A 24,257-nucleotide genomic window follows, 5' to 3' on the forward strand; every position below is an offset into this window, starting at 1 on the left:
CCACAGGCAAAAAAAAGCCACTCAACCGAGTGGCTTTTTGGGTTTTACGCTTACGGCAGCGGATCGAATTTCAGCGCGCTCAGGCTTTGCACCTTGTCTTCACGCACCATCTTGTACTCGGTGTTCGGGCCAATCCAGCGGTCCCAGATCGCGTCGATCTCCCCGGCCTTGTCCATCGCAATCAACGATTCGTTAACCTTGGCCAAAAAGGCCGGTTCGTCGCGGCGCATGCCCGCGCCAATCGGTTCGAGGGCCATCGGCTCCTTGGCCAGTGCCAACTCGACACCGCTGGCCTTGGCCTGGTTGACCAGCTTGAGCGCGGTCATGGTGTTGGTCACCAGCCCCACCACCTTGTTCTGTTGCAGGGCCATGTATGCCGAGCCGGTGTCCTGGAAGGTCACGGGGATGGCACCGGCGATGCGGATCGACTGTTCAGAGGTCGAACCCTTGGTGGAGCTGATGCGCTTGTCCTTGAAGAAGCTTTTCGGCTGGTCGGCATTGGCCGCGCGCACCACCAGGGTTTCCTTGGCGATGTAGTACGGGTCGCTGAACTGGATCTGCTCGGCGCGCGTCTTGGTGTAGGCCAGGTTGGCAAAGATGATGTCGACGCGGCCCATCTTCACTTCAGGGATGCGCGCTTCAACAGACAGCGGCTTGAGTTCCAGGGCCACGCCGAGGGTCTTGGCCAGGGCCTTGCACAAATCGACATCCATGCCCACCAGCTCGCGGGTCTTCGGGTCGGGGGCGGAGAACGGCGGCACGTCGGCGTACACGCCGCAGCTCAACGACTTTTTGGTCATGATGTCGCTCAACTGGTCGGCCTGCGCCACCGCAACGGCCAAAGGGGCCAAGGCCAACGCGATAAAAAAATACTTCATACCCATGGAAAAACTCCTGAAAAGTGGTCAATCAAAATGGCAGAGGGAGCAACACCGCCGCGGCTCAGTGGGCCCGCAGGTCGGCGATAAAACGCTGCGCTCGCGGGTGCGAGGGCTGCAGGAAAAAGGCCTCGGGCTTGCTCTTTTCCAGAATCTGCCCGGCGTCCATAAACCAGATGGTGTCAGCGACTTCACGGGCGAAGTTCATCTCGTGGGTCACGCACATCATGGTCATGCCGTCCTTGGCCAAGCCTTTCATCACGCTCAGTACTTCGCCGACCATTTCCGGGTCGAGGGCGCTGGTGGGCTCATCGAACAACATCACCGGTGGCTCCATGGCCAGCGCCCGCGCAATCGCCACGCGCTGCTGCTGCCCACCGGAGAGCTGCGCCGGGTAAGCCCCGGCCTTGTGGGCCAGGCCGACACGGTCGAGCAATTCCATGGCCTTTTGCTTGGCCGCTGCGCCTTTGAGGTTGCGGATCTTGCTGGGGGCCAGGGTGATGTTTTCCAGCACCGACAGATGCGGGAACAGGTTGAAGCTCTGAAACACAAACCCGACCCGGCTGCGCAGCCGGTTGATCTGCGCGTCGGTGCCGTGCACGTCCTGTCCGTCGAACAGGATCTGGCCGTTCTGGATGTCTTCCAGGCGGTTGACCGTGCGAATCAAGGTCGACTTGCCCGAGCCCGAGGGACCACACAGCACCACCACTTCGCCGGGTTGCACTTGGGCGGTGATATCGGTGAGCGCCTGGTACTCGCCGTACCATTTATTGATTTTCGAAAACATGATCATTGGATGCATGGACGCAGCCCTCTTCAATTATCGGTGGCCAGCAACGGCCCGCTCGACGCGGTGTGCCCGCCATCGCCCAGGCGCTTGCGCGCTATCCGGCGCTCGACCCAGCCGGCCAGGTGGGTCAGGCCAAAACAGAGCAGGTAGTAGATGATCGCCAGGATGAAAAACACCTGGAACGGTTTGGTCAGCAGCTGGTTGTTGACCTGGTTGGCGGCAAAGGTCACTTCCTGGACATTGATCACATACCCCAGGGAGGTTTCCTTGATGATCGAGATGAACTGGCTGATCAGGCTGGGCAGCGCGTTGTACAGCGCCTGGGGCAGGATCACCCACACCGTGGTGCGCAGGTAGCCCAGCCCCAGGGCGCGGGAGGCTTCGTACTGCCCGGCCGGCAACGCCTGGATGCCGCCACGAATGATTTCGCACAGGTAGGCGCTCTGGTAGATCACCAGGGTGCAGAGCATGGTCATGAAGCCGGTGATGTTGTGCCCGATCAGCAGGGGCACCAGAAAGTAGGTCCAGAAGATCACCATCAGCAACGGGATACCGCGCAGCACGTAGACCCACGTCGTGGCGACCCAGTACACCCCTTTCCAGGGCGAAACCCGCGCCAAGGCCAGCAGCAGGCCGAACGGGAACGCCAACAACAGCGCCAGCGCGGCGAGGATCAAGGTACTTGCCAGGCCGCCCAGTGGGCCGTGGGGATACTGGCCGATCAGAAACAGCGTCCAGTTCTGCTGCACAATTTCAACGATATCGAACATCAGCCTCTACCTCGCCAAGGCTTTGCTGAAGTGCCGGGCAAGCAACGCCCCGGCCCCCATCAGCAGCAGTGAAAATACCAGGTAGAACACCGTTGCCACCAGGTACGACTCGAAGGTGCGGAAGGTGTAGTTCTCCACTTCGCGGGTGGCGTAGGTCAGCTCCATCACGCCAATGGCCATGGCCAGGCTGGTGTTCTTGAACAGCAGCACCGTGTGGTTGATCAGCGACGGCAGGCAATTGCGCACGCCTTGGGGCAGGATCACGTAGCGCATCGAGCGCACGTAACCAAGGCCCAGGGCCCTGGAGGCTTCGGTCTGGCCGGAGGGAATTGCGCGCAGGCCGCTGCGGATGTCTTCACAGAAATACGCGGCCTGGCACAGGCCCAGGGCAATCACCGAGAACAGGTATTCGGTGTTGTGGTTGGCCAGCCACAGCTGCGTTGACTCGCTGAGCAACGTCGGTACGCCGAAATACCACAGCATCAGTTGCACCAGGGTCGGCACGTTGCGATGGTAGGACACGTAGGCGGCCACCAACCGGTCGGCGAGCTTGTTGCCGGTCAGGCGCACGGTCACCAGAAAAAGCGCCAGGGCCATCGCCAGCAGCCAGGCAAACAGCGCCAGTTGCAGGGTCATTTCGATGCCCTTGACGATCAGCTCGGCGTACTCGCCTCGCAGAATCGCGGCCAAATCGAAGTCATGCTTCATGGTCAATCCCTATCGGCATTGGGCTAGGGCAGAAATAAAGTCACCCGGCAGAGCCGTGGCGGGGGTCCAGCAATGACGGATCGATCCGTTCTTTTGCAGTGGCTGAGATGTCAGCCCTGGTAATCGTGCGGCCGCGCGGTCGAGAGCCCGCCGGGTACTTGCAAGGTCGGGGTGATTTCCATGTGCCCGATGTTGACTGCAATCGGCGCGGCAATCGCGAAGGCGATGGCGTCGGCAATGTCCTTGGCGACCGGCAGTTCAAAGCCCTCGACAAAGCGCTTGTAGGTTTCTTCGGAGTCACCGTGCACATGCGCAAAAATATCGGTGGCCACGCGGCCCGGGCAGATCTCGGTGACCCGCACGCGCTTGCCGAAGGCGTCAATGCGCAACTGGCGCGAGAGCATGCTCACCGCCGCCTTGGTCGCGTGATACGTCGAGTTGCCGCCAAAGTTATAGGCTGCGGCAATCGAGCTGATGTTGATGATGTGCCCGCAGTCACGCTCGACCATGCCCGGCAACGCCAGGCGCGCCAGGTGCAATACCGCACGCAGGTTGACGTCGATCAGCAGGTCGATGCCGTCGGCATCGGCCTTGAGGATCGAACCGGGTTTATCGACACCGGCGTTGTTGACCAGAATGTCGAATCGCTGGGTCTCAAATAAACGGGTGAGCCCGGCCAGGTCGGTCACGTCGATGGCGTGCGCGATGCAACCGGTCTTGGCGGCCAGTGCTTCGAGCTTGTCGGCGCTGCGGGCCAGGGCATGCACCTGCACGCCTTCCTGGCACAGACGCTCGACCACGGCAGCGCCAATCCCGGAAGAGGCGCCGGTGACCAGCGCGGTGGTGTAGTCTGAAAATGGCATGTCGCTGTCCTCATGTACGTGTGGATCACCTCAGTGATCGCGATGTCTTTGACTCTATCCAGCACGGATGCCGGCGACCAAGACGGAATGACTGTGTGGCAATAAGCCCTGCTTATGACGCAGCCAGCAGCTGCGAAATCGGCGTGATGCAGCCACCCGCCTGCTCGATTTCACGCCGGATGGTGCGTGCCAGCTCAACGGCGCCGGGGGTGTCACCGTGCAACAGGATCGAATGCGCCGGCACCGCAAGGCGCTTGCCGTTGAGGCTGGTCACGGTGCCCTCCTCCAGCAGCTGTCGAACCCGCTGCAGCACTGCCGCCGGTTCCTTGATCACCGACCCCGCCACTTTGCGCGGTACCAACAGACAGTCATCGTCATAGGCGCGGTCAGCGAGAAAGGTGGTGGCGACTCGCAGCCCGTGTTTTTCAGCGGCGTTTTCGATGGCGCGGCTACTCGATGAACTGATGATCAGCGTTGGATCGAACGCGGCCACCGCGGCCACCGCGGCCACCAGTGGCTCAGCCATTGCCGCGTCGGCCGCGACCCTATTGCCCAGCGCGCCGTGAAAGCTCATGTGCGTCATGCGGTGGCCATTGACTGCCGCCATCCCCGCCAGCGCACCGAGCTGGTAGATCACATAGGTCGCCAGCTCCTTGAGCTCGATGTTCATCTGGCGCCGACCGAAGCCCATCAAATCGGGGAAGCCCACGTGGGCGCCCAGGTCGATGCCGCCGGCCTTGGCCTGGCGCACGGTGTTGTGCATGATCAGCGGGTCACCCGCATGGAAACCGCACGCGACGTTGGCCGAGGAAATCAGACGCATCAACGCCTCGTCCTCACCCATGCGCCAAGGCCCGAAGCCTTCGCCCAGATCAGCATTCAAATCGATCTTCATCAGTTTTTCTCCCGGCTCATGCCGCGTCCAGGCGCATGAATGCTTCGCCATACCCGACGGTGGTGCCGCACGGGGTCAACACTGCCGCTACCCGCCCCGCCTGCTGGCTGCGCACCGGCAACAGCAGATCGCCGATTTGCAGAAAAGCCACCAGTTGCCCCTGCGCCACTTGGCTGCCAACGGCTACCAGTGCCTCGGTTTGATCGGGATGGGTGAGCAGCAAACGGCCCAGGCCCGGCGTCTTCAGCAACGGCTTGTCTGCAGCCTTCACGGGCTGGGGGACGACAACGGCGACTGCGTCGCTGCTGCGCTTGAGCACCAGATGCATCCCCGGACGGCGCAATTCCGCACCCGCCAGGTGGTTTTCCTTGAGCCATACCGCCAACTGGCGGATTTCCTGATTTGTCATGGTCGATTGTCCTTAACGCGAAGCCAGCCCGTGAAGATCAACCAGGCGGCTGACCTCCGCGAGATAGCACTGATTGTCTTCCAGGGCGGCGATGGCTTCGGCATAGCTGCATTCGATAAACCGCACCTTGCTGCCAATCGGCGCCTGACCGAGGCGCCACAGATCGGCCTCGATCACCGTGCCGAATTTCGGGTAGCCACCGCTGGGCTGCGCGTCGCGCATCTGAATGATCGGCTGGCCGCCGTGGGGCACCTGGATCACGCCCGGTACGATGCCGTGGGAGCGGATTTCCATGGGTGCCTTGGGCAGGATCGGCGCACCTTCGAGCCGGTAGCCGTAACGGTTGCTCTGGGTCGTGACCTTCCACTCGCCCGCCCAAAAGGCCGCGCGGGAGTCCTCCAGGAAGCAGTCGTACTCGGCTGCCGGCAGCACACGCATGGCCGGCAAACCATCGCGTTGCAAGGGCAACGCCTGGCTCGGAGAAACCACGCCAAAATCCGTCGGCAGCGTGCTCACGCCGGGGCGCAAGGCCGCAATCCGGTCGCCCTGCTGCAAGGCCCGGCCATGCAAACCACCGAACTCACCGCGCAACTGCGTGCTGCGTGAACCGAGTACCGACGGCACGTCGACACCACCGGCCAGGCACAGGTAGGCGCGACTGCCGGAGGTCGGGTAGCCGAGGCTCAACACCTGGCCTTCCCTCGCCTGCGCCACCCAGTACGGCGGCAATGGCTGACCGTCCAGCGTGGCTTCGCAGGCCGCACCGGTCACCGCGAACGCGCAGTCCTGGGTAAACCGCACCTCAAACGCAAACATCGGAATTTCCAGGGCGGCGGCGTCCTCGGGATTACCCAACAACAGGTTGCCCAACGCCAGCGCCAAATGGTCCATGGCGCCGGAGGTGCCGACCCCGTAACCGAGGCTGCCGAAGCGGCCAACGTCCTGGACAGTGGCCAAGGCCGTGGTCGATAAAATCTCGATCATCGAATGATCCTCTCGATGCGCAAACGCAACATGTCGCCCGGCCGGAGCATGGCCGGAGGGTTTTGGGTCGGGTCGAAAAACGACATCTCAGTGCGGCCAATGGTGTTCCAGCCGCTGGGGCCGGCCGAGGCGGAGACACCGGTCTGTACGCCGCCGATCGACACCGAGCCGGCCGCAATGCTGATCACCGGGACCTGGCGCCGGGGCGTGGCCAACCGCGCATCCATGCCACCGAGGTAGCAATAACCCGGGTGACTGCCCAAGGCGTACACCGGGTACAGCGGCTCGCAATGCAGGTTGGCGATGGTTTCGATGTCCAGCCCGGTGTGCGCGACCACGTCCTGCATATGCGGGCCGAACTCGCCGCCGTAGACCACCGGCAATTCAACAATGCGCCCCTCGAGCGGCAACGGCGGGCAGTTCTCCCAGGATTGCAGCAAGCGCTCGCACAGCCTGTTGAGGTCGCGCGGCGGCTTGATGAAAGTGAGCATCAGGTTGTTCATGCCCGGCACCGCTTCGTGAATCTCGGCCCACTCGCCAGCCTGCAAGGCCAGGTTCCAGATGCGTTGTTGCGGCGCCAGGTCGAGCTCGCCCGGCGCTTCGAACAACAGCGCCGTGGAGCCGAGCAGGCTGATGCGGGGTTCAGAAGCAATACTCATGTCGGACTCCGTTGCTGCAACCAGCGCTCCAGGTGATGAATGTCTACGCCCCCGGCGCAAAAGGCCGGGTCGTCAAGAATTTCGCGGTGCAGCGGGATATTGGTGGAGATGCCTTCCACGCAGAGTTCGCTCAAGGCCAGGCGCATACGGGCCATGGCCTCATCGCGCGTCGCGCCGTGGGTGATGACCTTGGCCACCATCGAGTCGTAGTAAGGCGGCACCCGATAGCCGGTGGTGACGTGGGAATCGACCCGCACACCAAAGCCACCGGGGACTTCCCAACGCTGGATCAGCCCCGGCGTCGGCATGAAAGTGACCGGGTCTTCGGCGTTGATCCGGCACTCCAGCGAGTGACCGTTGAGTTGCACATCCGCCTGGCGCAGCTCCAGCACTTCGCCGCGGGCCATGCGCAATTGCTGCTGGACGATGTCGATGCCAGTGGTCATTTCCGTCACCGGGTGCTCGACTTGCAGCCGGGTGTTCATCTCGATGAAGAAGAACTCACCGTCTTCATACAGAAACTCGAACGTACCGACGCCGCGATAACCGATCAGCCGGCACGCGGCGGCGCAACGCTCACCGACCAGGGCGATCAGCGCTGGATCAATCCCTGGCGCGGGCGCTTCTTCGAGGACTTTCTGGTGACGGCGTTGCAGCGAACAGTCGCGGCAACCGAGCCAGATCGCATGGCCGTGTCCATCGCACAGCACCTGGATTTCTACATGCCGTGGATGGCCGAGAAACTTCTCGATGTAGAGTTCTGGATTGCCAAAGGCCAACCGTGCTTCTTCACGAGTCAGTGCAATGGCGTCCAACAGCTCGCCCTCTTCCTTGACCACGCGCATCCCACGACCACCGCCACCGCCGGCGGCCTTGACGATCACCGGATAGCCGATTTCACGGGCAATCGCCTGGATACTCGCATCGTCGGTGGGCATCACGCTGTCGGGCCCCGGTACGCACGGCACACCGGCTTCGCGCATCGCCCGTTTGGCCGCGACCTTGTCGCCCATGGTGCGAATGCAGGCAGCGCTGGGTCCGATAAAGGTCAGGCCGGCGGCTTCGATGCGCTCGGCAAATCCGGCATTCTCCGACAGGAAGCCGTAACCCGGATGGATCGCCTGCGCGCCACTGACCTTCGCCGCAAACAACAACGCCGCCTGGTTCAGGTAACTTTGAGCGGGTGAGGCAGGCCCGATGCACAACGCCTGATCGGCGTTGCGCACATACTGCGCATCCCGATCAGCCTCGGAGTGCACGACCACGGTCTTGAGCCCGAGGCCATGGCAGGCACGCTGAATGCGCAGGGCGATTTCGCCACGGTTGGCGATCAGCACTTTGTCGAACATTGAATTCACCTGAAAGAAAAAATGCTGGGGATCAGCCGAGGCGGAACAGTGCCTGGCCGGCTTCGACTTCGGCGCCGCTGCGGGCCAGGATCGCGGTGATCTTGCCAGCGGCCTTGGCCTTGACCGGGTGGAACATTTTCATCGCTTCGAGCACCGCCAGGGTTTGCCCGGCTTCGACCTGGTCGCCCACCGCCACAAACGCGGCCTCGCCCGCAGCGGGGGTCAGGTGCAGCACGCCATACAGGCTCGCCTTGACCTCAATTGTCGCGGCGGAGCTAGCCGGGGCCGGGGCTGCAACCACTACTGGCGTTGGTGAAACGTCGGCCAGCGACTCGGTCGCTACGACCTTCCCGGCCTGCTTGAACAAACGAAGCGTACTGTCGCCTTCGGTGAGGCTCAGTTCGAGCAGATCGGATTCGGCGAGCAAATCGATCAACCCCTTGATGCGTTCTGAATCCATGCGTGGCCCCCTGCCTGCCCTGCGTGTCTGAGTGGATGAAGCCAATGTAGCGAGCCCGTCCGCGCACGACCAAGACGCTTTGGCTTTGGGGTGATAAGCCGTGCTTATGACCGCTCAGAGCAGGCTGCCGCGCATCTCCGCAACCAGCTCCAGGAGGATCGCCTTGACCGCCTGGGCAGGTACGGACAACGGCAAATGGCCGGACAAACACAAGGCCAATGGCGCTTCGACCTCGGGCTCGACAATGCGACACATGTGCACCGAGGTCGCGGCAACCATCACCCGCGCAGACGACTCGGGCAGGATGGTCGAACCGAAGTGCTCGGCGACGGCGGCAGTCAGGGTGATCGACGATTCAACCTCCGCCACCACCCGTGCGCTCAGGCCGATACGCTGGAACGCCTCATCCACCAGGCGCCGCATGACGTTGTAAGGCCGTGGCAGGAGCATGTCCATGTCGGCCAGATCGGCCAGGGCAATCTGGTCGAGGGTGCTGATGGCGGGGTCGGCGCTGACCAGGTAGAGGTGCTCGCGCAGCAGCGAAACAAAACTCAGGCCGTGCACTTCGCGCCCGCCATACAGCACGGCCATGTCCATGCGGCCGTTCATGATCAACTCGCTCAAGGTGGTGCCGAAGTTTTCATTGAGGTACAGCAGAATGCCCGGATGACGCTCACGCACCCTGCGCAACAATGGCAGCGATAGCGTCGAGGCTGCGGTGCCCGGCGCCAGGCCGACCGAGACTTGCCCGGACAAGGCGTGGCCCGTGGCATTGATGTCGCTCTGGGCCTGCTCGCACTGACGCAAAATGATTTGGGCGTGACCATAGAGCACCTTGCCCGCCTCGGTCGGTGTGACACCGCGCTTGGTTCGAATCAACAGCTGTTGCTGCAGCTCCGCTTCGAGCGTGGCCAGTTGCTGACTGAGTGCCGGTTGCGCCACATGCAGCACGTCGGCGGCCTGGGTCATGCTGCCGATATCGACGAGTTTCACGAAATACTTCAAACGGCGCAGGTTCACGGTGGCGATGCTCTTGCTCGAAAAAGGGGGCCAACCCACAGGCGTTAGCAAGAGCCAGGCCAGCCGCTGGATGTGGCAACGGGCTTGCTCGCGATGAACCCTCAGACGCCGCATTCATCCAGGCTCTGCGCGTCACCGTTAACGACCATCGCGAGTAGGCCCGCTCGCACGTTGGGAACCGGTTCCTCCCGATAAGCCTGGTTAAACCATAAGCCTTTGCTATGGCTGGATCGCCGGTGCGGAGCTGCACGGCTACTTCGAGCCCACGGGCCTGGGCGCACCAATCGGGTGCAAGCCGTGTTCAGTTCCAGCCATAAGCGATTCCTATCCGACCAGAACGATATTGTCTTATGGCAGCTCCGGGAGCGGCTCGTACTGTAGGGCCTCGTCAACGTCACCAACGAGGAACGCCACGTGACCGCCTCCCGCATCGCCGCCCGTGTGCAACGTATCAAGCCGTCCCCCAGCAGCTCCGCTTCTGACCGGGCGAACGAACTTCGCAGGCTTGGCCAGTCGATCATCAACCTGGTGGTCGGCGAACCGGACTTCGATACCCCGCTGCATATTCGGCAAGCGGCCAACGCCGCCATCGAGCGCGGCGAAACGCGCTACACACAGAACGCCGGCACGCCGCAGTTGCGCCAGGCGATCGTTGACAAGCTGGCCCGGGAAAACGGCCTGACGTACGGCGCGAATCAGGTGCTGGTGACCAATGGGGCGAAAAGCGCGATCTTCAACGCCTTCGCCGCGACCCTGGGCGCCGGCGATGAAGTGCTGATTCCGGCGCCGTACTGGGTGTCCTACCCCGACATGGTGCTGGCCTGCGAAGGTGAACCCGTCACCCTCGCCTGCCCGGAAGAACACGCCTTCAAACTGACCCCTGATCAACTGCGTGCTGCGATCACTGACCGCACGCGCTGGCTGCTGCTCAACTCGCCGAGCAACCCGACCGGTGCCAGCTACAGCGCTGGCGAACTGCGCGCATTGGCCGATGTGCTGCTCGACTACCCGCATGTGCTGTTGATGACCGACGACATCTACGAACACATCCGTTATGAAGGCCTGGAGAACCCGCACATCCTCGCCATCGAACCGGCACTCACCGAACGCACCGTGGTGGTCAACGGCGTGTCCAAGACCTACGCCATGACCGGTTGGCGCATCGGCTACGCGGCTGGCCCCGCTGATTTGATCGGCGCCATGGCGACCCTGCAATCGCAATCGACCAGCAACGCCTGCTCGGTCAGCCAGGCCGCTGCCGTCGAAGCACTCAACGGTGACCAAAGCTTCGTCAAGGCCAGCGTGACCGTGTACCAGCAACGCCGGGATCGCTGCCTGGCGCTGCTCAACGCTATCGACGGCCTGAGTTGCCGCACACCCGACGGGGCGTTCTACCTCTATGTGAACTGCTCTGGTTTGCTGGGTAAATCGACGCCTCAAGGCAAGCGCCTGGACACCGACTACGACGTGGTCATGTACCTGCTCGAAAGCCAGGGGGTGGCGGTGGTGGCCGGCACCGCGTACGGGCTGGCGCCGTTCTTCCGGATGTCGATTGCCACCGACATCAAGACCCTCGACGAAGGTTGCTCGCGCATCGCCGCGGCCGTTGCGGCACTGAGCTGAGGAGCCGACGATGACCGTGGTCACCCACCCTCCCCTGAGCTTTCGGCAAGCCCTGCTGGCCATGCTGGGGATCTCGCTGGTGCTGATGCTCTCGGCACTCGACCAGACGGTTATCGGCAACGCGTTGCCGAGCATCGTCGCCGAGTTGAAAGGGTTCGAGCTGTATGCGTGGGTGGCAACCGGCTACATGCTTGCCTCGATCGTGACCATTCCGATCTTCGGCCGGCTGGGCGACTACTACGGGCGCAAACCGTTTGTGATGGCCGCAACGCTGATCTTCACCCTGGCGTCACTGGCCTGTGCGGTAGCGACTGACATGGTGTGGCTGGTGCTTGGCCGGGTGTTGCAGGGGGTTGGCGGGGGCATGTTGATCGGCACCGCGTTCGCGTGCATCCCGGAGCTGTTTCCCGACACGCGCCAGCGCCTGCGCTGGCAGATGTTGCTCAGCGCCCTGTTCAGCGTGGTCAACGCCATCGGGCCGGGCCTGGGTGGGTATTTGACCGGTGCCTACGGTTGGCGCTCAGTGTTTTACATCAACCTGCCGCTGGGCTGCCTTGCGCTGTTTTTTGCCTGGCGTTACCTACCTTATTACCGCCCGCTGCAGCAGGCGAAAATCAGCCTCGACTGGCCCGGTGCGTTGCTGATTGCCCTGGCGCTGGGCAGCCTGCAATTGTTTGTCGAATGGCTGGGGCATTCGAGCCTGATGCTGAGTGCGGCCCTGGGCGTTGGGTGTGTTGCGGCCACGCTGGCCCTGTGGCGCTGGGAGCGACGCTGCCAGCACGCATTGTTGCCGGCGGCCCTGCTCCGCTTGCCGAGCATGCGCCTGCTGTTTGTGCTGTCGATGGCTGCCGGGGCGATCATGTTTTCGTTGTTGTTCTACCTGCCATTATTGCTGCAAGGCAGCTACGGCTATTCGCCTCAGGACGCCGGCCTGTTGATCACCCCGCTGGCGCTGAGTATCACCCTGGGCGCGATCGTCAACAGCCGCATCGTCACGCGTTTGCGTAACCCCAACCTGTTGCCGCTGGGCGGTTTTGTGGCGCTATTGCTGGCCTGCCTGGGTTTGGCCATCGCCGGGCGCAGTGCGTCTTTCAATGCGCTGCTGGGCTTGATCCTGCTTGCCGGCCTGGGCCTGGGGTTCATCCTGCTCAATCTCACGGTGTTCACCCAGACCCTCGCCGAGCGGCAGTTCCTGGGGATCGCCACCGCGCTCACCCAATCGCTGCGTCTTGTCGGCGGCTTGCTCGGCACGGCGTCAATGGGCGCGCTGGTCAACCTGCTGTACAGCGCGAACCTGCAACGCCTGTTTATCGCCCAAGGGCAGGCGGACGGCCTGGCGTTGTACGCCGACCCACAGGTGCTGTTGCGCCCCGCTGCCGCGCTGCTCGAACAGCCGCAGTGGCTGAACCTGGCCCGCGATGCGCTGGCCCAGGCGGTGGGCGTCGGCCTGCTGCTCTGCGCGGCCCTAGGCGTACTCGCGCTGTTTTTTCTGTACCGCTTGCCGCCTGTGAGGCTGAACGTCTCGCCGGCCACCGTCGCTCCTGAAAAACAATAAAAACCTTTACTGCCGCTTTTGACTGCCTCTCACAACACTTCACAACTCATGGGGATGACTCCGATGGAGATTTTCAATCGCGCACCTAAAGTAATGGCCGGCATTTGCGGCCTGCTCATCGCTCAACAGGGTTACGCCGCCGGCCTGGTGGAAGACAGCAAGCTCAACGTGCTGGCGCGTAACTTTTTCAGCAATGCCGACAACCGCAGTGGCGCGGCCGACCCCAACTACACCCAGGAATGGGGCCAGGGTTTCATCGCCAACTTTCAGTCCGGCTATACCCGGGGCACAGTCGGCTTTGGTGTGGATGCGATCGGCATGTTCGGTATTAAGCTGGACTCCGGCAAGGGCCGGCACTACAACCCGCAAAGCACGGCGTTCAACGGCAACGTGTTCCCCACCGACCATGACGGTCGCGCCGTCGATGAGTTCGGCAGCCTGGGCCTGACGGCCAAGGCGAAATTTTCCAATACCGAGTTGAAGTACGGCACGCTGGTGCCGATGTTGCCGGTGGTGATGTCCACCGATCGCATGCTGCAACAGACCTTCAACGGCGGGCAGGTCCAGTCCAAGGACCTGGACAATTTCACCTTTACCCTCGGCCAGCTGGAGCACGTCAAAGGCCGCGGTTCAAGTAACCAGATGGGCATGTCCATTCCCGGCGCAAACAATGCGCAGACCGGCGAGTTCGTCAACAAGTTCTACTATGGCGGCGTGGATTACAAAGCCAGCAAAGACCTGACGCTGCAGTACTACTACGGCAACCTGCAAGACTTCTACAAACAGCACTTCCTGGGCCTGAAATACGACTGGAAAGTCGGGCCTGGCACCCTGCGCACCGACCTGCGTCACTTCGATAACCGCTCCGACGGTGCCAATGGCCACGACCCGGACTTCTACACCTTCGGCTACTACGGCAACGGCGTGACCAAGGGCAAGGTCGACAGCCGCCTGAGCAGCGCGCAGTTCACCTACCTGGTCAACGGCCACACGATTGCCGCCGGTCTACAGCAAGTCAGCGGTGACAGCGATGCGGTGTGGTTGAACCAGGGCGATGGCTCCACGGCGTACTTCATGACTGAATCGATGATCGGCAAATTCCAGCGCGCCGGTGAAACCACCTGGCAAGTGCGTTACGGCTATGACTTTGCGCAGGTGGGTGTGCCGGGCTTGAGCTTCCTGGGGATGTACGAAAGCGGCTCGAATATCCGTACCCCCACGGGCGACAAAAAAGAGTGGGAACGCAATGTGACCGTGAGCTATGTGGTTCAGCAGGGGCCGCTCAAGGACTTGAGCATCGCCTTGCGCCATGCATCGTTGCGTACCGAAGTGTCGACGCAGCGTGACAGCGATGAGCACCGGGTTATCGTGAGTTACCCGCTGAATATTCTGTAGGCTCGGCATCGGGGGTGACGCGCATCGTTGCCCCCCTGCGCCAAGGCAACGACCCAAGGATTGGTGTCGGCCTGCAAGCGATTGTGCAGAACGTCATCTGCGGTCTGATCCCGCGCACAAAAAAAAGCCTGCATCGCTGCAGGCTTCTTTTTATGCGTTGCTCCAGGCCCTGTCAGAAATCAACGGTACCCGAGACCAGCAAGGTACGCGGTGCACCCAAGCCACCGGAAAGGCCGCTGCCATCACCGCCGTTCCACGAACCCAGCCAGTACGCCTTGTTGGTGACGTTCTGCACGGTGGCGCGCAGGGTCACCGGCTTGGTCTCGACCTTGAACGCATAACGCGCGCCCACATCGTAGGTGGTGTAAGCGTCCAGCGAGACCCGATGGTCGTTGGTCGCGTATTGCTTGCCAGTGTGGTTGACGTTACCGGTCAAGGTCAGCCCGGGCACGTCAAGCAGGTCGTATTCGGTGCCCAGCTTGGCGATCACCTTAGGTACGCCGGTGACTTGCTCGCCTTTGACGCCGCCGGCGACCACCTTGGTCATTTCAGCCTGGGTGTAGGTCGCGCCCCCCATCAGGCGCAGGCGCGGTTGCAGTTCACCGAAGAACGACCACTCCACACCACGGTTACGTTGCTCGCCGTAGACGCCGAAGATATTGGTGGCCGGATTGGTAAAGGCACTCGGTTTCTCGATCTGGAACAGGCTGACGGTGTGGGCGAACGTGCCCAGGTCGACCTTGGCCCCCACCTCGTATTGCTTGGTCTGGTAAGGCTGCATGACCGCACCGGCATTCGCTGCCGCATCAGGTGCCGTAGCGCCCTGGCTCAGACCTTCGATGTAGTTGCCATAGAGCGACACCTTGTCCGTCACTTTGACCAGCAGCGCAGTGGCCGGTGAGACGCGGCTTTCGTCGTAGCTGACTTTCGACGCCCGGGCACCGAAGTTCTCGGTGGTGTTTTCCACGCGCTGGCGGCGGGCGCCCACGGTCCATTGCACGCGGTCATCGGCGAAGGACAGGGTATCGGCGAGCGCATAGCTGCCCAGGGTCGCGCGGGTTTGCGAGGTGGTCACACCGTAGCCGGGGAAGGTCGGTGCGTTGCCAAAGTCCAGGTGGTCGAAATTGGTGGTACCGGGGATGCCGGCCCTGTCGTCCTTGAAGCTGTTGTCGGAGGTGAAACGGGTGGTGGCGAGGGTCCAGGCGTGGCCCACAGGCCCGGTCTGGAATTTGCCCTTCAGGCCGACTTCGCCGGATTGCTGGGTGCCGCTGCGGATCGAGCGAATCGCCGAAGAACTGATGTCACCCACATTGTTGATCAGGGTGCTGGAGTTGATCAACGCGTTGTAACCCCCATCGCGCTGCCCCCATGCCGCGTAGGCCGTGACGGAATCTGACAAGTCATATTCGCCGCGCGCCATGGTGGTAGTGGTGTTATTGATCGTGTAGGCCCACTCCGGCGCCAGCGCATAATCGCCCTTCTTCGGGCTTGGCAGGCGGGTCACGTTGGTACCGATCGTGTTGATACCGAAGTAGTTGAGGCCGTCGATACGCTCGCGTTGCTTGTAGAAGTCGAGCGAGATGCGCGCACGCTCGCCGCGCCAATCCAGGCCCAGGGACGACAGCGCCATTTTGTGCTGCTGATTATCCACGGGCGTGTCGCCGTCACGGTAGACACCGTTGAAACGGATACCGAACTGTTTCTTGTCGCCGAAACGTTGCCCCAGGTCCGCATGCACGCCGCCCAAACCACGGGATTCGTACGTGGTAGTCAAGCGTGCAAGAGGCTCATCACCCGCGCGCTTGGGCACCAGGTTGATGCTGCCGCCTACGGTGCCGCTGGGTGGCATGCCGTTGAGCAACGCCGATGGCCCCTTGAGCACCTCGATACGCTCGGCCAGTTCGGTGGAACCGCGCATGTTTGGCGCCATGCCGACCAGGCCGTTGTAGGTGATGTCATCGGCGTTACTGTAGAAGCCACGAATAAAGAAGGTTTCAAAGTTGCTGCGCTTGGTCGGCACGTACACCGAAGGGTCGGTGGCGCCGATCAACGAACCGATGTCCTGAGCCTGGCGGTTCTGAATGTACTCATCGGTGTAGCTGATGATGTTGAACGGCGTCTCCATGAAGTCCTTGTTGCCCAGCAGCCCGACACGGCTGCCGGAGGCAACCTGCCCGCCCGCATACACCGGCGGCAAGTCGTCGGCGGTGTCCATGCTGCCTTCCACCAGCGTTTCGGTCAGCTCCAGCGTTTGTTGTTTGGACGGCTCGGCAGGTGGCGCAGCGGCCGCCCCCATGGAGGTGGTGCCCAACCCCAGCAATAGCGCCATGTGTACGGCAGTGAATGTGCGACTGAAGGTAAAGCGTTGCGCAGCCTGCATTAAATCAGGGGTGGCGTGGCGACAGCGTTCCGACATGCTGGATTCCTTTCAATTCGGAGAGTTAGTAGATATTCACTAGGTTCTCCGAACCAGAAGGCTAAACCCTCAATAGCAATCATTAGCATTTGTATATTTTTTGAAAAAAGGCGGATACCTGAATGGCACCCGCCTTTTTTGCCTCAGCGATTAGCCCTTGTAACCCTGGACCACCTCGTCAGCCATGCGATTGAGGCACGTCACGCTGGCGGTACACAGGTACCAGGTCTGGGCATCGACGAAGATCACATGCCCATTGTTCCAGGCCTTGGTCTTGCGCAGCAGCGGGTTATCCAGGCTCTTCATGTCCAGCGCCGGCCGGCGTTCCATCACCGCCGTGCGGTCGATCACATAAAGGATGTCGGGGTCGGCCTGTTGGATGAATTCATTGGAAATCGGCTGGCCATGCAAGCCGGCCTCGATGTCACTGCTGGCCGGTTTCACGCCCAGGGTGTCGAACACGAAGCCATAGCGCGACTTCACGCCATAGGAGGTGAACGCGCCATTGTTATGCAGCACGATCAGCGCTTTCTCCGGGCGCCCTTCGGTGACGCGGCGAGTCTGCTCGACCTTGGCGTCCATTTCCGCAACCTTTTGGCGAGCCAGTTCTTCCTTGCCGAAGATGCGCCCCAGGCTGGTCAAATGGTTTTTGGCCGTGGTGATGAGATTGCCGTGCTGGTTGGTCAGGTCCACGTCGTCATAGACCGTCGGCGCGATCTGGCTCAGCTCGGCGTAGCTTTGTGCCTGGAGCGGCGAGATCAGGATCAGGTCAGGCTTGAGGGCATGCAGGCGTTCGAGGTTGGGCTGGATCGTGGTGCCGACGTCCATGATGTTCGGGTCGTCGCGGTACTTGACCAGGAAACTGGCGACGTAGTCCTTGGCAATGCCCACCACCGGCGCGCCCAACTGGTCGAGGGTGTCGAGTTCACTCATGTCAAAGGCCACCACCCGCTCGGGCAGCTTGGTAATCAGCGTCGTGCCCAACGGGTGCTCGATCTTGATCGGTTGGTAATGCGCCTGGGCAGTCGCAGCCGGCGTGGCTTGTGCCGCCGGCTTGTCACAGCCTTGCAGCCCCGCCGCTATCGCGATTGCCAGCAGTGCTCCACAGCATCTTGTTGCGTTACCGGTACTCATATCAGCTCCCTTGACGGTGTTGGATTGAAGTAGTTGCAGACGAACCCTTGCTCGCTGTGCAGGATCTCGAAATCCAGGTCGAACAGCTCCCGCAGGCGCGCCTCGGTGACGACTTCCGTGACCGGGCCACGGCAATGCACTGCGCCGTTTTTCATGGCCACGATGTGGTCGGAATAGTTGGCGGCGAAGTTGATGTCGTGCACCACCAGAATCACCGTGCGCCCCTGCTCGTCACACAAGCGCCGCAGGGCGCGCATGATCTGCACTGCGTGTTTCATGTCGAGGTTGTTGAGCGGCTCGTCCAGCAGCAAGTAATCGGTTTGCTGGGCGATGGTCATCGCCAGAAATGCCATCTGCCGCTGCCCGCCGCTGAGTTCGTCGATGTACGCCAAGCGCAGCCGCTGCAACGACAGGAACTCGATAGCTTCATCGATAGCCTGGCGGTCCTGAGCGGTGAGCGCGCCACGGCTGTAGGGGAAACGTCCGAAAGCCACCAGTTCCTCGACGGTCAGGCGCAGGTTGAAATCCGGCGATTGGCGCAAGGTGGCCACGCGCTTGGCGTAGTCGCGGATCGGCACCTCCAGGAGGTTGCGGCCGCCAATCAACAGTTCGCCACGCGTTGGCGCCAGCAAGCGTGCGATCAGCATCAGCAGCGTGGTTTTGCCGGCGCCGTTGGGGCCGATCAGCGAGGTGACCTGCCCCAGGGGAAACTGCACGCTGACGTCACTCAGGACGTGCTTGTTGCCATAGGCCTTGTAGACGTGACTGAGGGAAATCATGGGGCGCCTCGGGTTCGAACCATCAGCGCGAGAAAATACACGCCACACACCAGGTTGATGAGAATGCTGACGGAGGTGTTGTAGTTGAACAACTGCTCGACCAGGTACTGGGCGACGATGAAGATGCCGATGGCGATGGCGCAGCTCATGGGCAGCGTGACCCGATGCCGGGCGGTTCGCGCCAGCGCATAGGTGATGTTCGCGACGAACACGCCCATGAACGCGGTCGGCCCGACGAGGCTGGTGGACACCGCCACCAGAATCGCGATCAGCGCCAGTTGCAGGCGCACACTGCGCTGATAGTCGACCCCCAGGGAGATCGCCTGGTCGCGCCCCAGGGACAGGACGTCGAGCGTCGGCAGGCTGCGTTGGGCGATCAGGCACACCGTCGCCACCAACAGGCCCGAGTAGATCACTTGCGCCGGTTGCGCCTTGTTGAAAGAGGCATAGTTGAAGCCCTGGAAAATCGAGAACTCGCCGGGGCTGATTTTCAGCTGGATAAATTGGGTAAATGTCGCCATCACCATGCTCAGCACCAGCCCCAACAGGAGCAACAGGTAGACGTTGTTGCGCCCGTCGCGAAACAGCCAGCGATGGATCAGCCACGAATAGCCGAGCATCAACAGCACCGACAGCAACACATTGCCGTTACGCCCCAGCAGCACCAGGCTCTGGGTGCCCAGCCACAGGATCAGCAGGGCCTGGAGCAACAGGTAGATGGCTTCATAGCCCATGATCGCCGGCGTGAGAATCCGGTTGCCGGCGATGGTCTGGAAAATCACCGAGGAATAGGCAATGCACACCCCGGTAATGCCCATCGCCGCCAAACGAGTGAGCCGCTTGGGAATGACGTACGCGAAGTCAAACCCCGAGCCCAGTAACAAGAATGCAATCGCCAAGGCCAGGACCACCAGCCAGACGCCGAAGCGGGTTGCCATGCCGTTCATGTGTACTTCCTGATCAGCAACACAAGGAACAGCACCCCGCCCACGCTGCCCGCCGTCAGGCCGATGGGCACTTCGAAGGGATAGATCAGCAGGCGACCGAGGATGTCGCAGGCCAATAGCAACGACGCGCCGCACACCGCGACGATGGGCAAGGTTCGCTCCAGGTTCTCGCCGTAATGCAGCGCCACCAGGTTGGGAATCACCAGCCCCACAAAGGGAATGGCGCCCACGGTGATCACCGTGGCGGAGACGGTGACCGCCACCAGTATCAGCCCCAGCGCCGCGTTGGCCGCGTAGTTCAAGCCGAGGCTGCTGGCCATGCCCTCGCCCATGCCCATCACCGTAAAGCGATGGGCGAAGAGGTAAGTGAGCACCACGATCGGCAGGATCAGGTAGATGATTTCGTAGTTGCCCTGGACGATCTTCGAGAAGTCGCCGAGCATCCAGCCCTGCATGCCCTGCAGCATGTTGTGCCGGTAGGCATAGAACTCGGCGATGGCGCTCAACACGCTGCCGTACATCAGGCCGATGACGGGCACCATCACGGTGTTCTTGAACTTGATACGACGGATGATCGCAACATACAGCAGGCTCGCCCCGAAGCAGAACGCCAGGGCAAACAGCATCCTGCCGGCCGCACCCGTGGCAGGCGCCACTGTCAGCGAAATCAGAATGCCCAGCTTCGCCGCGTCGAGGCCGCCGGAGGTGGCGGGCTCGACGAAGCGATTGCGCACGATCTGTTGCAGGATCACGCCGCAGATGGCCAGCCCTACCCCGGTCAGGATCAACGCCGCCAGACGCGGCAAGCGGCTGGCCGTGAGGGTCAGCCAGGCATCATCGGAGAAGGTCAGCAGCGCGGTCCACGAGACCTGCTTGACGCCCACCATCAGCGACAGGCAACACAGCGCGGCAAACAGTAGCAATAAAGCTGCACGACTCAAGAACCGCCCTCACTGTCCGACGCTCCGGCAATCCGCCAGCCTTTCGCGGCCCGACGTTGCGCGAGGAAATGCGCGTAGAGCCCAGGCTCGGTACTCAGTGCCGAGTGAGCACCGCGCTCGCTGATGCGGCCCTGGTCGAGCACCACGATCTGGTCGGCCATGGCCACCGTGGACAGTTGGTGGGCAATCACGATCAGCGTGCGGGTGCCACGCAGACGCGCCAACGCATCGGCGATGACGGCCTGGTTCTCGGCATCGAGGGCAGCGGTGGCTTCGTCGACCAACAGAATCGGCGCGTCCTTGATCAGCGCACGGGCGATGGAAATTCGCTGGCGCTCTCCGCCGGACAGCCGCGCGCCGCCCTCGCCCACCGGTGTCTCCAGGCCCTGTGGCAAGCGTTCGATGATCTCGATAACACCGGCCTGCCGTGCCGCCTCCATCACCTGGGCATCGCTGGCATCGGGTTTGCCGATGCGGATATTGTCGGCAATGCTGCCCTGGAACAGGTAGGCGTCCTGGAAAATCTGACTGATCTGGCCGGCCAGTTGCTCACTGGACATCTGCCGCACATCCACACCGCCCAGGATCACGCTGCCCTGCGTCACGTCGAAGAATCGCGCAATCAGCCGCACCAGGGTGGTCTTGCCCGAGCCGGAGGCACCCACCAGCGCGGTCATGCTGCCGGGCTCGATACGCAGGCTGATATCGCGCAGTACGTCAGGCTGATCGTCGGCGTAGCGAAAGCTCACATGGCGCAGTTCGACCGAGCCCTCTATCGGCGCTTGTGGCGCCTCGGGCTGGGGCAGTGGCTGAACCGCAAAGATCCCGCGCACAGCCTCCAATTGGCCGCGCGCGCCACGCAGCACCTCGCTGTAACCGGCGACTTCGAGCAGCGGATCGATGAAACGGCTGACCAGCAGCAACGACACGATCACGGCAATCACCGAACCCGCTTGCAGGTTGGCGCCCAGCTGTTCGCCCAGCGACAGCGTGGCGGCGACCAGCAAGGCGGCGAAACCGGCCTGCACTGCCCAGGCATTGAACACCACTGACATCGCCGAGACATGAATCAGGCGCTTGGCCGACTGCTGCTGTCGCGCGATGGCCTGTTCCAGAAACTGAGTGCCGCCGTCTTCGCCGTTGAAAGCGCGCAGCACCGATTGCGCCTGGGCGAACTCGACCATGCGCTGGCTGGTGAGGGCCGCGTTGTGCTGGAAGCTTTGATCGGCACGCTGGCCCAGGTGAGCGGTGAACGCGAAGACACCGAACAGGATCGGCAGCGTCACCAGCGCGATCAGCCCCATCTGCACATTCAATGCAAACAGCGCGACGAGGATCACCACCGGCGTGACCACGCCGGTGATCAGCGGGGTGAACACGTGGGCGGGCAACTGGGCCATTTCCATCATGCCCTGGGATGCCACATGACTCAGCCGCGCGGTGTTTTGCGCGCTGAACCAGCCGACCGGCAGGCGCGCCACATGGTCGCCGAGCCGATGACGGCCACCTTGCAGGACGGCGATGCCGACACGGATACCGGCCTTCTCCACCGTGCGCCGCAGGGCCCAGCACAGCGCCACACCGATCACCAGCACCACCAGCCATTGCGCCGCCGAACGCAACTCGCTGCCCAACAGGTGGGTGAGTACCGGCACCAGGGTGACTATCGTCAGCCCGCAAAGCAGGCCATAGACCAGCGTCATCCAGAGGTAGCGGCGCAGTACCGGGGCCTCTTCGCCCAGCAGTTGAGTAAAGGTTTTCAGCATGACGATACCGCCTGTTCACTGCCCTGTTCAGAGCCTTGTTCATAACCGCCCAGCGCCCACAGACGGGCGTAGCGGCCGTTGCGCGCGAGCAGTTCGTGATGACGGCCCTGTTCGCAGATCGTGCCGTTGTCGATCAGGATGATCTGATCGGCATGCATCACCGTATCGAGACGGTGAGCGATCACCATCAAGGTGCGGCCCTGGGCGAATCGCGACAGGGCTTGCTGCAGCTTCACCTCGTTCTCGGCATCGGCTGCCGCCGTGGCTTCGTCGAGCACCAGCACGGGCGGGGCGAGCAACACGGCGCGGGCAATGCTCACGCGCTGCAACTCGCCACCGGAGAGCTGCACGTCCTCGCCGATCACCGAGTCGTAGCCCCGTGGCAACGCGAGAATGCGTTCGTGAATGTTGGCGGTGCGCGCGGCGTCTTCGATTTCCTGCTGGTTGGCCGAAGGGCGGCCCAGGGCGATGTTGTCGCGCAGGCTGGCATGGATAAGGCGTACTTCCTGCAGCACAAAGCCGATACGTCGATACAACTGCGCGCTCTCGATCTGCCGCAGGTCAACGCCACCCAAGGTGATACGCCCCTCGCTCGGATCGAAGAAACGCAACAGCAAGCGCGCCAGGGTCGACTTGCCAGAACCGGACGCGCCGACAATCGCCGTGACAGTGCCGGGCTTGAGGGTGAAGCTGACGTCGCTGAGTACCGGGTGCTCTGCGTCGTAGCTGTAGCCGACGTGTTCGACGCGTATTTCAGCCTGAGCAGGTAGCGTTGTTGCCTCGCCCGCCAGGGTTTCCAGCACCGGGGTTTGCAGCAACTTGTGCACGCGCTGGGCGGCGCCGGTGGCGTTGTTCAAGTCGTGGGTGATGTAGCTCAGCAGCAACAGCGGCGCACAAATGCCCGGCGCCACCAAGGCGAAGGGCAACACCTCCACCGGCGTGATCCAGCCCTGGCTCACGAACAGCGTGCCAAAGGCCAACACCACGCCGAGCACCGCCACCGGGGCGATCATCGCGTGGGCGTTGGCCATTGCGCTGACCAGAGGCCGCGTGAAGTCGGTGAACGCGTCGGCAAACGCATCCACCGCTTCACGGTAACTGCCGTGGGCCTTGCCCTCGACGCCAAAGGCCTTGACCACGGGAATGCCGTTGACGAACTCGACCACCGCATTGTTGATACGCGCCATGCCGGCGCCAAACGACTGCATGTTCGCGCCGCTGGCTTTGGTGGCCCTGGAGAAAAACAGGAAAAACAGCGGGAACGGCAGCAGCGAGACGATCGCCATGCGCCAGTCCATGGCAAACAGGTAAATCATCGAGATAAGAATCGCGCCGAGGGTGCGGCCCAGGGTGGTGTAGAAATGTGCCGTCAGGCTGTGCAGCGTGCCGATGTCATCCTGCATCGCCTGCTTGACCTCGCCCGATGCCCGGCTGGTAAACCAGCCCAGTGGTACCTTGGCCAACCGGCGGGTAATCGCCAGGCGCAAACGGCCGGTGATGTGATTGTCGGCCAGGTGCGCGACCATCTCGCCCATCGAGATCAACGTCAGCCCCAGGAACAGACACCCCAGGCTGATGATCACCACGCGCCAGACGGGGCCCTGCATCTGCGCCCACGCCGTGGCCATTTCTGCCTGACCCATCGCGAACTGGGCGATGTGCGCGATGCCGGCCAGGGGCACCATCGTCAGCATCGTGCCGATGGCGGCCAGCAGGCCCGCGACGATCAGTCGTCCGCGTATGGGCTTGAGGACCTGGGACACCGAGCCGGTGTCTGCGGATGGTTCGTTAACACTCATGAGCTCTCCTGAATAACCACTGCAGGCAACCCGAGGGCATGCCTGACTTCCTTGACGCTCGAAGGCTTTGCGCACTGCGTACCTTGTATTCCGGACAGCAACGCAAAATCCTCAATC

22 protein-coding genes are annotated in these 24,257 nt (G+C 62.4%); 3 read left to right on the top strand and 19 right to left on the bottom strand.

All coding sequences use genetic code 11. The features are described from left to right. Window positions 1–50 precede the first annotated feature (50 nt). The 12 genes from ACR52_RS28405 to nac form a co-directional block, all read right to left on the bottom strand. Window positions 51–884 (bottom strand): ABC transporter substrate-binding protein, encoded by an 834-nt coding sequence (locus ACR52_RS28405; protein ID WP_048731671.1) that lies wholly within the window; start codon window positions 882–884, stop codon window positions 51–53. Between the two features lie 58 nt (window positions 885–942). Further along, on the bottom strand, window positions 943–1,671 hold the full coding sequence (locus tag ACR52_RS28410) for an amino acid ABC transporter ATP-binding protein (RefSeq protein WP_173439366.1): 729 nt from the start codon (window positions 1,669–1,671) through the stop codon (window positions 943–945). A gap of 23 nt (window positions 1,672–1,694) precedes the next feature. Next, the gene (locus ACR52_RS28415; RefSeq protein WP_048731674.1) at window positions 1,695–2,438 is read right to left on the bottom strand and encodes an amino acid ABC transporter permease; all 744 of its coding nucleotides are present in this window, start codon (window positions 2,436–2,438) and stop codon (window positions 1,695–1,697) included. Between the two features lie 6 nt (window positions 2,439–2,444). Beyond that, window positions 2,445–3,146, bottom strand: coding sequence for an amino acid ABC transporter permease (locus ACR52_RS28420; RefSeq protein WP_048731676.1), 702 nt, complete (start codon window positions 3,144–3,146; stop codon window positions 2,445–2,447). A gap of 110 nt (window positions 3,147–3,256) precedes the next feature. Then, the gene (locus tag ACR52_RS28425; protein ID WP_048731678.1) at window positions 3,257–4,009 is read right to left on the bottom strand and encodes an SDR family oxidoreductase; all 753 of its coding nucleotides are present in this window, start codon (window positions 4,007–4,009) and stop codon (window positions 3,257–3,259) included. 112 nt (window positions 4,010–4,121) lie between these two features. Beyond that, window positions 4,122–4,904: a LamB/YcsF family protein gene (locus ACR52_RS28430; RefSeq protein ID WP_048731680.1), complete on the bottom strand. Its 783-nt coding sequence runs from the start codon at window positions 4,902–4,904 to the stop codon at window positions 4,122–4,124. A gap of 16 nt (window positions 4,905–4,920) precedes the next feature. After that, entirely contained in the window at window positions 4,921–5,313 is a 393-nt protein-coding gene (locus ACR52_RS28435; RefSeq protein WP_048731683.1) for a biotin/lipoyl-containing protein, read from the bottom strand. A gap of 12 nt (window positions 5,314–5,325) precedes the next feature. After that, window positions 5,326–6,297 carry a 5-oxoprolinase subunit C family protein gene (locus ACR52_RS28440; protein ID WP_048731685.1) on the bottom strand — a complete coding sequence of 324 codons (972 nt, stop codon included), beginning with the start codon at window positions 6,295–6,297 and terminating at the stop codon, window positions 5,326–5,328. Continuing rightward, entirely contained in the window at window positions 6,294–6,956 is a 663-nt protein-coding gene (gene pxpB / locus ACR52_RS28445; RefSeq protein WP_048731687.1) for a 5-oxoprolinase subunit PxpB, read from the bottom strand. The genes ACR52_RS28440 and pxpB overlap by 4 nt, the downstream gene beginning before the upstream one ends. After that, window positions 6,953–8,305 (bottom strand): acetyl-CoA carboxylase biotin carboxylase subunit, encoded by a 1,353-nt coding sequence (accC, locus tag ACR52_RS28450; protein ID WP_048731689.1) that lies wholly within the window; start codon window positions 8,303–8,305, stop codon window positions 6,953–6,955. The genes pxpB and accC overlap by 4 nt, the downstream gene beginning before the upstream one ends. Before the next feature lie 31 nt (window positions 8,306–8,336). Further along, window positions 8,337–8,765, bottom strand: a complete 429-nt coding sequence (locus ACR52_RS28455) for an acetyl-CoA carboxylase biotin carboxyl carrier protein (protein ID WP_048731691.1) — start codon at window positions 8,763–8,765, stop codon at window positions 8,337–8,339. Between the two features lie 114 nt (window positions 8,766–8,879). After that, window positions 8,880–9,785: a nitrogen assimilation transcriptional regulator NAC gene (gene nac / locus ACR52_RS28460; protein WP_048731694.1), complete on the bottom strand. Its 906-nt coding sequence runs from the start codon at window positions 9,783–9,785 to the stop codon at window positions 8,880–8,882. A gap of 414 nt (window positions 9,786–10,199) precedes the next feature. Here nac and ACR52_RS28465 point away from each other — a divergent pair, with 414 nt between their 5' ends. The 3 genes from ACR52_RS28465 (at window position 10,200) to ACR52_RS28475 (ending at window position 14,358) form a co-directional block, all read left to right on the top strand. Then, window positions 10,200–11,408: an aspartate transaminase gene (locus ACR52_RS28465; RefSeq protein WP_048731697.1), complete on the top strand. Its 1,209-nt coding sequence runs from the start codon at window positions 10,200–10,202 to the stop codon at window positions 11,406–11,408. Window positions 11,409–11,418: 10 nt separating this feature from the next. Beyond that, entirely contained in the window at window positions 11,419–12,963 is a 1,545-nt protein-coding gene (locus ACR52_RS28470; protein WP_048731699.1) for an MFS transporter, read from the top strand. Window positions 12,964–13,026: 63 nt separating this feature from the next. After that, window positions 13,027–14,358, top strand: a complete 1,332-nt coding sequence (locus ACR52_RS28475; RefSeq protein WP_048731700.1) for an OprD family porin — start codon at window positions 13,027–13,029, stop codon at window positions 14,356–14,358. A gap of 172 nt (window positions 14,359–14,530) precedes the next feature. Here the strand turns inward: ACR52_RS28475 and ACR52_RS28480 are convergent, their stop codons facing one another. The 7 genes from ACR52_RS28480 to ACR52_RS28510 all read right to left on the bottom strand — a co-directional run bounded on the left by ACR52_RS28480 (window position 14,531) and on the right by ACR52_RS28510 (window position 24,140). Then, entirely contained in the window at window positions 14,531–16,774 is a 2,244-nt protein-coding gene (locus ACR52_RS28480; protein WP_082143272.1) for a TonB-dependent receptor, read from the bottom strand. A 150-nt stretch (window positions 16,775–16,924) separates the two neighbouring features. Continuing rightward, on the bottom strand, window positions 16,925–17,908 hold the full coding sequence (locus ACR52_RS28485) for a siderophore ABC transporter substrate-binding protein (protein WP_048731701.1): 984 nt from the start codon (window positions 17,906–17,908) through the stop codon (window positions 16,925–16,927). Continuing rightward, a complete protein-coding gene (locus tag ACR52_RS28490) occupies window positions 17,905–18,687 on the bottom strand; it encodes an iron ABC transporter ATP-binding protein (RefSeq protein ID WP_048731703.1) in 783 nt (260 codons plus the stop codon). The genes ACR52_RS28485 and ACR52_RS28490 overlap by 4 nt, the downstream gene beginning before the upstream one ends. Continuing rightward, on the bottom strand, window positions 18,684–19,634 hold the full coding sequence (locus ACR52_RS28495; protein WP_048731706.1) for an iron chelate uptake ABC transporter family permease subunit: 951 nt from the start codon (window positions 19,632–19,634) through the stop codon (window positions 18,684–18,686). Before ACR52_RS28495 ends, ACR52_RS28490 begins: the two co-directional genes overlap by 4 nt. Next, entirely contained in the window at window positions 19,631–20,575 is a 945-nt protein-coding gene (locus ACR52_RS28500) for an ABC transporter permease (RefSeq protein ID WP_048731709.1), read from the bottom strand. The genes ACR52_RS28495 and ACR52_RS28500 overlap by 4 nt, the downstream gene beginning before the upstream one ends. Further along, window positions 20,572–22,341 carry an ABC transporter ATP-binding protein gene (locus ACR52_RS28505; protein ID WP_048731711.1) on the bottom strand — a complete coding sequence of 590 codons (1,770 nt, stop codon included), beginning with the start codon at window positions 22,339–22,341 and terminating at the stop codon, window positions 20,572–20,574. The genes ACR52_RS28500 and ACR52_RS28505 overlap by 4 nt, the downstream gene beginning before the upstream one ends. Further along, a complete protein-coding gene (locus ACR52_RS28510; protein ID WP_048731713.1) occupies window positions 22,335–24,140 on the bottom strand; it encodes an ABC transporter ATP-binding protein in 1,806 nt (601 codons plus the stop codon). Before ACR52_RS28510 ends, ACR52_RS28505 begins: the two co-directional genes overlap by 7 nt. Between the last annotated feature and the right edge of the window lie 117 nt (window positions 24,141–24,257).

This window comes from Pseudomonas fildesensis (assembly GCF_001050345.1).
Lineage (GTDB): Bacteria > Pseudomonadota > Gammaproteobacteria > Pseudomonadales > Pseudomonadaceae > Aquipseudomonas > Aquipseudomonas fildesensis.